General features: G+C 59.3%; 15 protein-coding genes. 9 read left to right on the top strand and 6 right to left on the bottom strand.

Features of this window, described 5'->3' with window-relative positions; genetic code table 11:
* Positions 1 to 48 precede the first annotated feature (48 nt).
* The 5 genes from AKU79_RS07770 to AKU79_RS07750 all read right to left on the bottom strand — a co-directional run bounded on the left by AKU79_RS07770 (position 49) and on the right by AKU79_RS07750 (position 5,048).
* The gene (locus AKU79_RS07770) at positions 49 to 654 is read right to left on the bottom strand and encodes a hypothetical protein (protein WP_156209558.1); all 606 of its coding nucleotides are present in this window, start codon (positions 652 to 654) and stop codon (positions 49 to 51) included.
* A 75-nt stretch (positions 655 to 729) separates the two neighbouring features.
* On the bottom strand, positions 730 to 1,986 hold the full coding sequence (locus AKU79_RS07765) for a D-amino acid dehydrogenase (RefSeq protein ID WP_050523006.1): 1,257 nt from the start codon (positions 1,984 to 1,986) through the stop codon (positions 730 to 732).
* A 54-nt stretch (positions 1,987 to 2,040) separates the two neighbouring features.
* Positions 2,041 to 3,102, bottom strand: a complete 1,062-nt coding sequence (locus tag AKU79_RS07760) for a YeeE/YedE family protein (protein ID WP_050523005.1) — start codon at positions 3,100 to 3,102, stop codon at positions 2,041 to 2,043.
* 123 nt (positions 3,103 to 3,225) lie between these two features.
* A complete protein-coding gene (locus AKU79_RS07755; protein WP_050523004.1) occupies positions 3,226 to 3,654 on the bottom strand; it encodes a glyoxalase superfamily protein in 429 nt (142 codons plus the stop codon).
* On the bottom strand, positions 3,651 to 5,048 hold the full coding sequence (locus AKU79_RS07750) for an MATE family efflux transporter (protein ID WP_050523094.1): 1,398 nt from the start codon (positions 5,046 to 5,048) through the stop codon (positions 3,651 to 3,653). The genes AKU79_RS07755 and AKU79_RS07750 overlap by 4 nt, the downstream gene beginning before the upstream one ends.
* A 281-nt stretch (positions 5,049 to 5,329) precedes the next feature.
* On the opposite strand from AKU79_RS07750, the gene AKU79_RS07745 reads away from it, so the two are divergent.
* Together AKU79_RS07745 and AKU79_RS07740 are read left to right on the top strand one after the other, a co-directional pair.
* On the top strand, positions 5,330 to 6,580 hold the full coding sequence (locus tag AKU79_RS07745) for an MFS transporter (protein WP_050523003.1): 1,251 nt from the start codon (positions 5,330 to 5,332) through the stop codon (positions 6,578 to 6,580).
* A gap of 65 nt (positions 6,581 to 6,645) precedes the next feature.
* Positions 6,646 to 7,524: a 50S ribosomal protein L11 methyltransferase gene (locus AKU79_RS07740; RefSeq protein ID WP_050523002.1), complete on the top strand. Its 879-nt coding sequence runs from the start codon at positions 6,646 to 6,648 to the stop codon at positions 7,522 to 7,524.
* Between the two features lie 103 nt (positions 7,525 to 7,627).
* Here AKU79_RS07740 and AKU79_RS07735 read toward each other — a convergent pair whose 3' ends face one another.
* Positions 7,628 to 7,843, bottom strand: coding sequence for a DUF1127 domain-containing protein (locus AKU79_RS07735; RefSeq protein WP_050523093.1), 216 nt, complete (start codon positions 7,841 to 7,843; stop codon positions 7,628 to 7,630).
* A 319-nt stretch (positions 7,844 to 8,162) separates the two neighbouring features.
* On the opposite strand from AKU79_RS07735, the gene ruvC reads away from it, so the two are divergent.
* The 7 genes from ruvC (at position 8,163) to tolR (ending at position 12,864) form a co-directional block, all read left to right on the top strand.
* Positions 8,163 to 8,690, top strand: a complete 528-nt coding sequence (gene ruvC, locus AKU79_RS07730; RefSeq protein ID WP_050523001.1) for a crossover junction endodeoxyribonuclease RuvC — start codon at positions 8,163 to 8,165, stop codon at positions 8,688 to 8,690.
* The gene (gene ruvA / locus AKU79_RS07725) at positions 8,687 to 9,376 is read left to right on the top strand and encodes a Holliday junction branch migration protein RuvA (RefSeq protein ID WP_050523000.1); all 690 of its coding nucleotides are present in this window, start codon (positions 8,687 to 8,689) and stop codon (positions 9,374 to 9,376) included. Before ruvC ends, ruvA begins: the two co-directional genes overlap by 4 nt.
* 3 nt (positions 9,377 to 9,379) lie before the next feature.
* A complete protein-coding gene (gene ruvB / locus AKU79_RS07720) occupies positions 9,380 to 10,408 on the top strand; it encodes a Holliday junction branch migration DNA helicase RuvB (RefSeq protein ID WP_050522999.1) in 1,029 nt (342 codons plus the stop codon).
* A gap of 137 nt (positions 10,409 to 10,545) precedes the next feature.
* Positions 10,546 to 11,175: a hypothetical protein gene (locus AKU79_RS07715; RefSeq protein ID WP_050522998.1), complete on the top strand. Its 630-nt coding sequence runs from the start codon at positions 10,546 to 10,548 to the stop codon at positions 11,173 to 11,175.
* Positions 11,165 to 11,569 carry a tol-pal system-associated acyl-CoA thioesterase gene (gene ybgC, locus AKU79_RS07710; protein WP_050522997.1) on the top strand — a complete coding sequence of 135 codons (405 nt, stop codon included), beginning with the start codon at positions 11,165 to 11,167 and terminating at the stop codon, positions 11,567 to 11,569. The genes AKU79_RS07715 and ybgC overlap by 11 nt, the downstream gene beginning before the upstream one ends.
* A 122-nt stretch (positions 11,570 to 11,691) precedes the next feature.
* On the top strand, positions 11,692 to 12,387 hold the full coding sequence (gene tolQ, locus AKU79_RS07705; RefSeq protein ID WP_050522996.1) for a protein TolQ: 696 nt from the start codon (positions 11,692 to 11,694) through the stop codon (positions 12,385 to 12,387).
* A 3-nt stretch (positions 12,388 to 12,390) separates the two neighbouring features.
* Complete coding sequence (gene tolR / locus AKU79_RS07700; RefSeq protein ID WP_050522995.1) at positions 12,391 to 12,864, top strand: protein TolR; 474 nt, start codon at positions 12,391 to 12,393, stop codon at positions 12,862 to 12,864.
* Positions 12,865 to 12,868 lie beyond the last annotated feature (4 nt).

Here is a 12,868-nt window from a genome sequence, read left to right as displayed (position 1 = left end):
AACTGAATTTTAATGTGGACGCGGGCGGGCGGTGCGCTAAAGCGCACCCTACTTTGTTGCCTCGGGCAGTTCTTTGGATGTGAAGGCGACGGGGCCCAGGTTTGTGTTGAGGCCCAGATTGCGGAATTTCAGATTTCCATCAGCGATATAGAGTTTGCGCAAAAGATAGGTTTTGGTTTTATCCCCGACCATTAACGCCATTGCGTCACCATCATCCGTTGCGACAATGGACACGGCGTCATCATGCTCGGCAATGCTTTCTATGATTTTGCGAACCTCATACGGGTCGGTGATGCGTTTGACCTGCAAGTAGCAGTAGCCCTCAAACGAGCCGACGCCGACGACGGCGATGCCGCCGATCACAAGGGTCGCGGGGGCCATGACGATAGTGCTGACTGTACCCAAAAGGCCGCTGGCACTGCCTGCCAATGATGCCCCGGCAGAGGTGGTGCCCAGAAATGTGAGACCAGACCCCGCATGCGCCAAAGTGTAATACCCCGCCGATTGCAAGGCGGCGCCTGCATTGGTGCCTTTTACAGCGGCCAGAGTTTTTCCGGCCAGCTTTGATATGGTGTAATCGCAGGCCGCGGCTGTTGCCTGCGTGGCGGCCAGAACGGTCATTGCGGCAAGAACAGCCGTTATCCTAAGCGCCATGCGTATTCCCCAATCTTTGAAAGCCGGACGAATGCACCTTATACATGCGCCAAGACGATTGGGCAAAGCCCCCCTTTACGCATACCGCTCTGCGGTTAGCCCATCGAAGGATATTTCCGGCGTCTTGCCCAGTACCACATCGGCGACTGCGCGGCCTGATCCGCAGGCCATTGTCCAGCCCAATGTGCCGTGACCGGTGTTCAGGAACAGGTTGGGATAGCGAGAGCCGCCCAGAACGGGGGTGCCGTCGGGGGTCATGGGGCGCAGGCCGGTCCAGCCCTCGGCCTTTGACAGGTCGCCGCCTTTGGGGAACAGGTCGCTGATGACATGGCGCACCGTGTCGGTGGCATGGGGGCCAAGGCGGTTGGAATAGCCGGCGATTTCGGCAGTGCCGGCCACGCGGATACGGTCGCCAAGGCGGGTAATCGCGACTTTATGGGTTTCGTCCATGATGGTCGATTGCGGGGCAAAGGCATCATCGGTGACAGGCAGCGTGACCGAGTAGCCCTTGACCGGATAAACCGGCAGGCGGATGCCGATGGGGTTAAGGACGCGGGGACCAAAGCTGCCGAGGGCGCAGACATAGGCGTCACCTGTAATGCGCCCCGCGATTTCGGTTTCAATACCCGCGACGCGGCCATTTTCGACGACGATTTCGCGGATGGATTGGCCGTATTGGAATTCGACGCCCATCTCGGCGCATTTCTCGGCCAGTTTGGTGGTAAAGATACGGCAATCGCCGGTGCGGTCGGCTGTAAGGCGCAGACCGCCGACAAATTTGTTGCGAACCTCGGCCAGCGCGGGTTCGACGGCGATGCAGGCGTCGCGGCCCAGCACCTCGTAAGGGCTGTCATATTCGGCCAGAATCTCTTGGTCGGCTTTGGAGCCTTTCATCTGTTTGGCGGTGCGAAACAGTTGCAGGGTGCCTTGGGCGCGGCCATCGTATTCGATGCCGGTTTCTGCGATCAGGTCGGGCATGACATCGCGGGAATAGTTGGAAATGCGCACCATGCGGCCTTTGTTGGTGCGGTAGCTTTCCTCATTACAGTTGCGGATCATGTCATAGCCCCATTTCCACATGGTCGGGCTGATAAGCGGCCAGATGAACAGAGGGCGGCGTTTCATGAACAGCCATTTGACGGCTTTCATCGGGATGCCGGGGGCGGCCCAAGGTGAGGTCATGCCGTAGGAAAGTTCGCCCGCGTTGGCGTAAGAGGTTTCAAGGCCGGGGCCAAGCTGGCGGTCGAGCACGACGACGTCGGCGCCTTGTTTGGCGAGGTAATAGGCGGTGGTGACCCCGATAACGCCCGCGCCCATAACGATAACTTTCATGCCCTGTCCCCCTTTTTTGGTTATGGGCAGCATGCGGTGGGATTAAGGGGGGCGTCAAGCCGGCGCGCGTTGGCCGGCCTGGTCGACAATGAAATCGGTTAGCATTGCGCCGATCCACATGCAAAAGAGCGCGAGCCAAGCCGTGCCTGCAAAGATTGACCCGCCGGTGACGCCTGCGCCGATGGCACAGCCCCCCGCCAGCATTGCGCCAAAGCCCATCAGTACGGCGCCAATCATGGCGCGGCGCATGTTACCGGCGTTGTCGAAGCCTTCGAATCTGAACTCACGCCCCCAGAGCGAGGCGGCGAAGGCCCCGATCACCACGCCGGGAACAAGGCCGATGTCAAATTCCAGCACCGGATTGGGGGTAAGGAAGAACATCAGCGTATTGGCCGAAGGGCCGGAAAAGGTGGCCGAGGTGATCGAGACGGGTTCAAACGCCACTTGGGTGAGGGAATAGGTGAGCACCCAGCCCGTGGCGACTGCAAAGCCGACGCCAGAGGCAAAGACCAGCGTGCGGGCCGAGATTTTGTTCTTATACGAGATGGTAAGGGCGAGGGCGGCAAGCGCGAGGCCAAGCAGGAGGCCCGAGACTTCTGGCAGGTGCAGCATGGCCAAAAGGTCGACGTTACGCCCGTTGGGGGTGACCCAAAGTCGGGCGAGGTAATCGCGCAAAGGCGCAAGCATGCCATGCAGTGACATTTGCGCGACGACGGCAAAGATCAGCCCCGAGACGATAGAGCGCAGGTTGCCCGTGGCGGCAAGTACCAGAAGGCGGCCCGAGCAGCCGCGTGCCAGCACCATGCCCACGCCAAAGACCAGCCCGCCGATAACCGCGCCCGACCAAGAGCCTGCGACGGCCATCATCCGTGCATCATCGCTGTTAAAGAGGCCGAACTGCCGTGCGCCCTGCACCCAGACCAGCGCGGTGGAAAAGGTCAGCAACCACACTGCCACCCGTGGCCCCATCTGCCCGCGGGCAAATTCGACGGTGGCCGCACGCAGGCAAAACTTGCTGCGCTGGGCGGCGATGCCGAAAATCAACCCCGTGATCAGGCCAAAAAGCGCAGCGGTGGGGGATTCGCCGATGCGGTCAATCAGGGGGATCAGGTCCATGCTATGCTCCATCAAGATGGGGTCATATGGCAGGATTTGAATATATACGCCTTGATGCAGATCAGATTGGGGCCAAAGGGCGTGAAGGGCTGCTGTGGGGTGGCAGCCCTTCAGGGCGTTTGGCTATTTGCCTTGCGGTGAAATCACCAGATGCGGCGTTCCGTCCGAGGTTTTGCTGGGCGAACGACCGTCGGGGCCGATAACGCCGCGGATATGCCGGCGCATGTTCGAGAAGCTTTCGAACTGCACGGTATCAACTGGTTCGTTCAACTGAAGCGAGACTTGGGTGTTTTGACCAAGTTTTGCGATGGCCACGATCCGCCCGACAAAGGGTTGCCCCAGATAGTGGCCACGAACCTCGTCATGCAGCTTGAAGGGCTGAGGCTCGGCCAAAGACAGTCTGGCTTGCAGGGTGTTCCAGTCTTTGGCCCCGTTTTGGTGGGCGACGAGTTCCAGCGCCTGCGCATGCGAGATGGCCTTGCCCTGCGCGGCAAGTGCGTGTCGCAAGGCTTTGGCCTGTGTCTTGGCATCTTTTACAAATTGTAGTGTCATGTTGCTTGCCCCCAATGTGACAGCGTTACGTCGTTGGTGTTTTTGCGGATTTTATGGCACCTGAATACGATGCAGAGGGTGATAACCACCACGATTGCATCTGCGATTGGAAAGGCAAACCAGATTGCCTGTGTGCCGTAAACGATGCCCAAATTGGGGATGGCAATCGGGCTGATCACAAAGGGCTTTATCAGGGTAAGGGCGGCGGTGTGTCCGGGCCGGCCAATGGCCTGAAAATACAGGGCCAGCACAAGAACCGGACCTGCAAAAAGATACAGTGATGCCATTGCCCGCAGGATGGTGCCGACCTGTCGGATCACAGCCGGATCGCTAACAAAACCACGGCCAATCCAGCCATTTGCGGCCAGCAAAACCGTTTCCACCAATGCGCAATAGAGTACCGACACAATAAGCGCGAGCCGCAGCACAGCGTTCGAGCGTTGGTAGAGCTTTGCGCCGATGTTGTTGCCGGTGATGCTTTGGGTTGCCAGAGCAATGGCCATGAGCGGCAGGAAGGTGAAACTGAAAATCCGCGTCACGATACCGTAAGCGGCCATGTCAGTGGCATAACCGGTGTCGGCGGTCAGCCGCAGGGTTGTGATGACGGTTGCGCTGACCAGTGCAATCCCGATGAAGCTGAGGCTGAGAGGGGCGCCGAGCGTCACAATCGCCCGCCACGCGCCAACCCAGCGTGCCTTTCGCAGGGCTGCAAGCGGCAGTGCGCCCAAGCCGCGCGCGCGCAACCCGATCAGCAATGCCAGACCCAAACCCTGAGCGATTGCCGTTCCCCAAGCAGACCCCGCAACGCCCATATTAAAGTGCAGGATCAACAGGTAATTCAGCCCGATATTGGCAAGCGTGACGCCGACCGACATCAAGGCCATAAGGCCGGCCCGCCCTTCGTTGCGCCACGCATCGGCATGGACGCCCAACAGCAGTTGAACGGGGGCGGCGCAGATCAGAATGGCAAGATAGGTATAGGCCATGCGCGCAATGCCCGCTTGGCCGTTGGCCAAAGCGTCGATTGCAGACTGTCCGCAGCTTGCAAAGGCCAGCATGACCAAAAGCGCCAGAAAAAGCGCCAAGCCGTGTGCCTGCGCGAATACGGCCGCCGCGTCGCGGTGGTTTCCCGCACCCAGATGACGCGCCAAAAGGCTGGACATACCACCACCAACAAGGGTGGAAAGTGCGATCAGAATCATTGTGGCCGGAAATACCACGCTGACCGCAGCAAGGGCATCGGCCCCGACAAAATGCCCCAGAAACGCGGCGTCGGTTACGGTTAAAAGCCCGCTCATCAGCATGAGCAATAGCATGGGCAGCGCATTGGCAACAAGAAGCCGCCCCGGCGCAGCGGTTAAAAATCGGTTCTCGGATGCGTTTTGAGACGACATCATTCACTCCTCAGATGAGGCATTTCGAGTGGGATGGGCGCCTGCGTTGCCACCTGCGAAATGCATCGAGGGTGGGTGTCGTATTCAAATTGGGCTTCACCGTGACATATGTCTGCAGGCGGCAGGTGCCCAATACCTGTGCGGTTGGTAGGCTTTGCGATCAGGCCTGTCAAGTCTGGTGCGGCGGCCTGTATAGCGGCGGATTGTGGCAAGCCGGGCCTTGATGTCAGGGGTACAATTTCGCGCTGGATCGGTTGCGGGAACAGGATTATGGGAGAGGGATGCGCACCCTTACTCCCCTTTCTGCGACTGTTGACCTGCCGTTTTGGCGGCGGCCGGTGTTTTTGCTATGTCTGATGGCAGCGGCGATGCCGATTTCATTTGCCACATGGTCGGCGCTGTTGAACAATTTTGTCATTGAGGCGGCGGGCTTTACCGGTGTTGAAATTGGCTGGCTGCATACGGTGCGCGAAATTCCGGGGCTGCTGGCCGTTGGGGTGATTGCCGTGCTGCTGGTGCTGCGCGAGCAGATTCTGGCCGTGCTGATGCTGATATTATTGGGCGTGGCGACGGCGATTACGGCCTATTTTCCCAGTTTTGGCGGGTTGTTGGTGGTGACGATGCTGTCATCTATCGGCTTTCACTATTATGAAACGGTGAACCAAAGCCTGCAATTGCAGTGGATTGAGAAAAAAGTTGCGCCGCAAGTGATCGGCAAAATCTCGGCCGTGGGGGCGGGGGCATCGCTGGCGGCTTATGGGCTGATCGTGGTGACATGGCATTGGTTAGAGCTGTCGTATAACACGGTGTTCATGACGGCGGGGTTGGTGACGATTGCGATTGCGCTGTATTGTGCGTTTGCATTTGCGCAATTTGCAGCACCCAATCCGCAAAACCGGACGATGGTGCTGCGGCGGCGCTATTGGCTGTATTACGTGATGCAGTTCATGTCGGGCGCGCGGCGGCAGATTTTCGTGGTATTCGCGGCGTTCATGATGGTTGAACGCTATGGCATGGATGTGCGGGCGCTGACGGCGCTGTTTATGGTGACCTATCTGGTCAATATGTTGATTGCGCCGACGATTGGCCGCTGGATCGCGCGGTTTGGTGAACGGCGGATGCTGATCGTGGAATATGCGGGCCTGACGGTGGTGTTTATCAGCTATGGCATGCTGTATGTGTATGAGTGGGATTGGCATGTGGCGGCGGCGCTTTATGTGCTGAACCATCTGTTTTTCTCGATGGCCTTTGCGATCAAGACCTATTTTCAGAAAATTGCCGACCCTGCCGATATTGCGCCTACGGCGGCGGTGGCCTTTACCATCAACCATATTGCGGCGGTGTTTTTGCCGGCGGGGTTGGGGTATTTGTGGATACTCTCGCCCAAGGCGGTGTTTGCCTTGGCGGCGGCGATGGCTTTGGTGTCGATGCTGCTGGCGCTATTGGTGCCGGATGAGCCGGATGACGGCAATGAGACGATTTTCTCAAAGCGGGACTTGGCCAAAGCGCAGGCTGCCTTGCGCGGGGTCTAAGCCAAGGCTTGACGGGCGGCAGTGGCGGGGCTAGGCCCGTGCGCAAGTTTATATGAGGTTTTACCATGCCCACCTATACCGCCCTGACCACCCTGATTGGCCAAGATGCCGCCGAGGCGCTTGCCGAAGCGATGGAGCGGATGGAGCCCGAGCCAACCGGCGTAGGCGTGTTTGAGATAGAGGATGACAGTGGGCTGTGGGAAGTCGGTGCCTATTTCCTTGAGGCGCCGGATGCGGTGACGCTGGAACTGCTGGCCGTGGCATTCGAGGCCAAGCCTTTTGTCGTATCAGAACTGCCCGAGGTGGATTGGGTTGCGCATGTGCGGCGCGAGTTGGCGCCTGTCGAGGCGGGGCGGTTTTTCGTTTTCGGCAGCCATGATCTGGACAAGGTGCCAACAGATTCAAGCCGCGTGCCTTTGCAGATTGAGGCCACGGTGGCCTTTGGTACGGGCCATCACGGCACGACTTTGGGGTGTTTGCGGGCGTTTGACCGGCTGATCGACCAAGGCTTTGCGCCGGCGCGCGTGGCCGATATCGGGTGCGGAACCGCTGTTTTGGCCTTGGCGGCGGCGCGGGTGCTGCCCGATGCGTTGATCATTGCGTCGGATATTGATCAGGTGGCTGTGGATGTGGCGCGGGCCAATATGGCGATCAACAAGCTGGACGGGCGGGTTGAATGCCTTGAAGCCGCTGGTTTTGAGCACCCCCGCCTGCGCGAGGCGGCGCCCTATGATCTGGTGTTTGCCAATATCTTGAAGGGTCCGTTGGTCGAACTGGCACCGCATATGGCCAAGCATATCGCCGAAGACGGGCTGTGCATTTTGTCAGGCCTGCTGGTGGTGCAGGCCGAGTCGATTGAAGCGGCCTATCATGCCGTGGGGTTCGAGTCTGTTGCGCGCGAAGATCTGGGCGAATGGTCGGCATTGGTTTTGCGCCGCAAGTAGGCGCCCCATCAAGACATCAAAAAGGCCGCTTTCCAATATGGAAGCGGCCTTTTCTTTTGGGCGTCGCAGGGACGCGAGATTGATTGGGCATAGTCGCCAGAAATCAAAAACGGTTCTGCATAGCGATGTCTGCGATGTCGCTGCGCGACAGGCCGATATCGTCCAGTTCACGGTCAGTCAGTTTGCCCAAAGCGTTGCGGGTTACGCGGGCGTCATTCCAAGCGATGATGTTGCTTGCGATATCGCCAAAGAAGCGAACTACGTTGTAAGTTGCGATTGCACCAAATGGTGCGGTGCGGGTTGTTTCAAAAGCGGCCATTGCCGTCATCCTTTTATTAAACTGCCTATTTGTGCAGCAGCATGTGTCGTTGAGTGGCAAATAGGCCTGCTGCGCCTGCAAAGCAATCAGCAGAATTGCATGGCCGAAATGCAGTTTGCGCATGGCTGGAAGACTTAAAAACGCCTTAATTTATTGGCGATTGCTAAAACTGTCGCTTTTTGACGGTAAAGCGTCGAATGTTGTGCGGGTGCAGCATTTTCATCCAACCTAACGGCGGGCTTGACGGGAACGCGGAAACCACTTTGCGGATGTTCCCTATTCGTGCTATTTGCATTTTAACGAATAAGAAGGGGCGAGCATGCGGGTATTGGGCATTGATCCGGGGTTGCGAAACCTTGGTTGGGGGGTGATTGACGTTGCCGGATCACGGTTGACGCATGTTGCCAACGGAATTTGCCACTCTGCGCCCGGTTCCAAGGCAAGCGATTCGGGTGATCTTGCGGCGCGGCTTTTGTCTTTGCATGGCCAGTTGACCGAGGTGTTGCGCGAATTTGCCCCCGACGCGGCGGCGGTGGAAAATACGTTTGTGAACAAGGATGCGGTGGCCACGCTAAAGCTGGGGCAGGCGCGGGGGATTGCGCTGCTCGTGCCGGCGCAATTCGGGATAACCGTAGGGGAATATGCGCCCAATGCGGTGAAAAAGACCGTGGTCGGCGTGGGACATGCGGCCAAAGCGCAGATTGACCATATGGTGCGCATCCATTTGCCCGGTGTGGTGATTGCAGGTGCCGATGCAGCCGATGCCTTGGCGATTGCGATTTGTCATGCGCATCATGTGCAAAGTTCGGGCCGGTTGCAGGCCGCGTTGAAAAGGGCAGCGGGATGATTGGTAAGATTGCGGGGCGGCTGGACTATCGCGGGGCCGACCATGTGTTGGTCGATGTGCGGGGCGTGGGGTATATTGTTTATGTATCCGACCGTACCTTGGCCGCGATGCCGCGCGTGGGCGAGGCGGTGGCGCTGTTTACCGAGCTGCTGGTGCGTGAGGATTTGCTGCAACTGTTCGGTTTTCCGACGATGCTTGAAAAGGAATGGCACAAGCTGTTGGTGACGGTGCAAGGCGTGGGGGCCAAAGCGGCAATGGCGGTTCTGGGCACGTTGGGGCCGGAAGGTGTGGCGCGGGCGATTGCGCTAGGCGATGCCAAAGCCATTCAGGCCGCGCCCGGTGTGGGGCCGAAAATCGCGCAGCGGGTGGTGCTTGAACTGAAATCCAAGGCGCCGGCGGTTATGGCGATGGGGGCAAACCCTGCCAGCATGGCGGGCGCGATTGAGGATGATGTGATAGAGCCGATGGCGGCGCCAAAAAAGGCGGCAAAGCCGGACTCCGCTGCGGGTGCACAGGCGGCGGGGCGGGCTGCGGCCAGTGCCGAGGCGCTTTCGGCGTTGATAAACCTTGGCTATCAGCATGGCGATGCGGCGCAAGCTGTGGCGCAGGCGGCGGGTGAGGATGCGCAGGCGGGAACGGGGGCGTTGATCAAGGCGGCGCTGAAATTGCTGGCACCGAAGGGATAAGAGATGGAACCTGATCCCACGTTGCGCCCTGAAGGGCTGCCCGAAGATGCCGACCGCGCGCTGCGCCCGCAGGTTTTAGAGGAATTTGTTGGCCAAGCCGAGGCGCGGGCCAATTTGCGGGTGTTTATTGAAAGCGCGAAAATCCGTGGCGAGGCGATGGACCACACGCTGTTTCATGGCCCGCCCGGTTTGGGGAAGACCACGCTGGCGCAGATTATGGCGCGGGAATTGGGGGTGGGGTTTCGCATAACCTCGGGGCCGGTTCTGGCCAAGGCGGGCGATTTGGCGGCGATTTTGACCAATCTGGAACCCAATGACGTGCTGTTCATTGACGAGATTCACCGGCTTTCGCCTGTGGTCGAGGAAGTGCTGTACCCCGCGATGGAGGATTTCGCGCTGGATCTGGTGATTGGCGAGGGGCCTGCGGCGCGCACGGTGCGGATTGATTTGCAGCCGTTTACGCTGGTCGGGGCGACGACGCGGCTGGGGCTGCTGACGACGCCTTTGCGCGACCGGTTCGGCATTCCGACGCGTTTGGTGTTTTACACCGAGGATGAGCTGGACCTGATTGTGACCCGTGGTGCGCGGCTGTTGGGCATTCCGTCCGACCCCGACGGCACGCGCGAGATTGCCAAGCGCGCACGCGGCACGCCGCGGATTGCGGGGCGGTTGCTGCGGCGCGTGGTGGATTTTGTGCTGGTCGAAGGCGACGGCCGCCTGACGCGCGAGATTGCCGACCGCGCGCTGACGCGTTTGGGGGTGGATCATCTGGGGCTGGACGGTGCCGACCGCCGCTATATGTTGTTGTTGGCCGAGCATTACGGCGGCGGGCCGGTGGGGGTTGAGACGATTTCGGCCGCGCTGTCGGAGGCGCGGGATGCGCTGGAAGAGGTGATCGAGCCTTATTTGCTGCAACAAGGGCTTATTCAGCGCACGCCGCGTGGGCGGATGTTGGCGGCGCGGGCGTGGCGGCATCTGGGCTTGGATGCGCCGAGGCCGCCGGGGCAATCGGATTTGTTCGAGGCGAAGTGAGGTGCCGTGGCAGCCACCTGCCGTTTTGGTGGGATAGGGCGGAATTAGGTATTTGTGCCAAGATGAAAGCCGAGGGCGCTGCTTGTTTTCAAAGGGTGCTTTGCGCTAGGACGGGCGCAAAGCGATAGGAGGCCCGGATGGATGTGAGCAAGATTGAGGCGCTGTTTACGCGCGGCGACGGGGCCTATTTGTTTGCCCGTTGGGGGCGGCCGATTGTGCCGGTGGTCTTTGGCGTTACGGATGAAACGCTTTCGGTGGTGAAAGGGGCTGTCGAGGCGGTTGTGGCCTTGGCGGGGCATAAGATGGCCGAGACCGACCCCGAGTTGGGCGCGAATCTGATGCTGTTCTTTTTTACCGATTGGGCCGAGTTGCGGGCTGTGCCGCGCCTGGGCGAGATGATCCCTGATCTGGATGCGCTGACGCATCGGTTGGAGGATGCCGGCGCGAACCAGTACCGCAGTTTCCGGTTTGATGCGGAGGGCGCGATAAAGGCGGCGTTTGTGTTTGTGCGGATGGATGCCGAACTGGCCGAGGTGCCTGCCGAGGTTTTGGCGCTGAATCTGGCCGCGCAAGTGATTTTGCTGTGGTCGGATGTTGCGTTTCAGGCGCAATCACCGCTGGCCAAAGCCGGTGAGAAGGTGATTTTGCGGCCCGAAATCAGTGCGGTGATTTGTGCGGGCTATGACAAGACGATGCCTGTGGTGGCGCATGATGCCAGCCATGCTTTGCGTTTATGGGCGCGAATGGGGGGCGCGAATGCGGGCTGAGGTGCATTGTTTTGATCTGCGTGTTTACTATGAGGATACCGACCTTGCGGGCATCGTCTATTACGCGAATTACCTGAAGTTTATTGAACGGGCGCGCAGCGAGTGGGTGCGCGGCCTTGGCGTGGACCAAGCGGCGCTGAAGGCGCGGGAGGGCGTGGTGTTTGCGGTGCGACGGGTTGAGGCGGATTATCTGCAACCAGCTGTTTTTGATGATATTTTGCAGGTGAAAACCCGTTTGATTGAGGTGACTGCTGCGCGGCTGGTGCTGGAACAAAGCGTTTATCGGGGCGCGCTGTGCCTGTTTGCGGCCAAGGTTGTGCTGGTGTGTCTGGCGGCGACGGGGCGGCCTGTGCGGTTGCCGCGCGATTTGCGGGAGAGGCTGAACGAGTCGTGATCGCTATTTTGGCGGGTTTTTGCCCGCCCTTGCGATGATCTATTGGCAATCCCCTTAAAAAACGGGTAGAATCAGCAAATACAAGGGTCGGCAAACGGCCCGCATAATAAAGAGCAGGCGATATGAATACTGAAACCCTTGCGGCGGCGCAGGAGATTGACTTCTCGCTTTTGGCGCTTTTTGCGCGTGCGACTCTGACTGTTAAGATGGTCATGTTGATGCTTTTGGCCATGTCTTTCTGGTCTTGGGCAATCACAATCAAGAAACATATCGCCTTTCGGTTGGCGCGGCGCGAGGCTGCGATTTTTGATCAGGCCTTTTGGTCGGGCGAGCCGCTGGATGAGTTGTTTGAGCGCATCGGGTCTGAACCTGTCGGTGCGTCGGAAAAGATTTTTGCCAGCGGTATGCTGGAGTGGCGGCGCAGCCACCGCGATGATGGTCGGCTGATTGCCGGTGCGCAGGCGCGGATTGATCGCAGCATGGATGTGGCGATTGCCAAGCAGAGCGAGCGGCTGAATGCCGGGTTGTCGTTTTTGGCGACCACGGGGTCTACGGCGCCGTTTATCGGGCTGTTCGGTACGGTTTGGGGTATCAAACACGCGTTTGAACAAATTGCGATCAGCCAGAACACCAACCTTGCAGTTGTGGCCCCCGGTATTGCCGAGGCGCTGTTGGCCACAGGGATTGGCCTGATGGCCGCTATTCCGGCGGTGGTTTTTTACAACAAGCTGAATGCCGATAGCGAGCATATCATCGGCGGCTATGAAGCCTTTGCGGATGAGTTTTCGACGATTCTGTCGCGCCAGTTGGACGCCTAGGCCATGGGCGCAGGTGTCATGCAAAAATCGGGCGGAGGCGGGCGGCGCGGACGGCGGCGCGGCAAATCGGCTGCGATGTCAGAGATCAACGTCACGCCGTTTGTCGACGTTATGTTGGTGCTGATGATTATCTTTATGGTGGCCGCGCCTATGCTGACCGTGGGCGTGCCGATCGAGTTGCCGAAAACCGCTGCGACCGCCTTGCCGACCGAGCAGGAAGAGCCGCTGACGATTACGATGACGGCCGATGGCCAGTTGATGATTCAGACGCAAGAAGTGGCCGAAGGGGATTTGATCCCGAAATTGCAGGCAGTTGCAGCCGAGCGGACCAGCGACAAGATTTTCCTGCGCGCCGATGGTGCGATTTCCTATGGCCGTGTGGCGCAGGTGATGGGCGCGCTGAATGCCGGCGGGTTTCGCAATATCGGACTTGTGACCGACACGGACGGGCCTTCTTTTGGCGCGAGCGGCGGCTAGGCTG

The organism is Pseudorhodobacter wandonensis, from assembly GCF_001202035.1.
GTDB classification, from domain to species: domain Bacteria; phylum Pseudomonadota; class Alphaproteobacteria; order Rhodobacterales; family Rhodobacteraceae; genus Pseudorhodobacter; species Pseudorhodobacter wandonensis.
The sequence above is the reverse complement of the archived record's forward strand: the minus strand, read 5'-3'. Positions and strand labels throughout refer to the sequence as shown.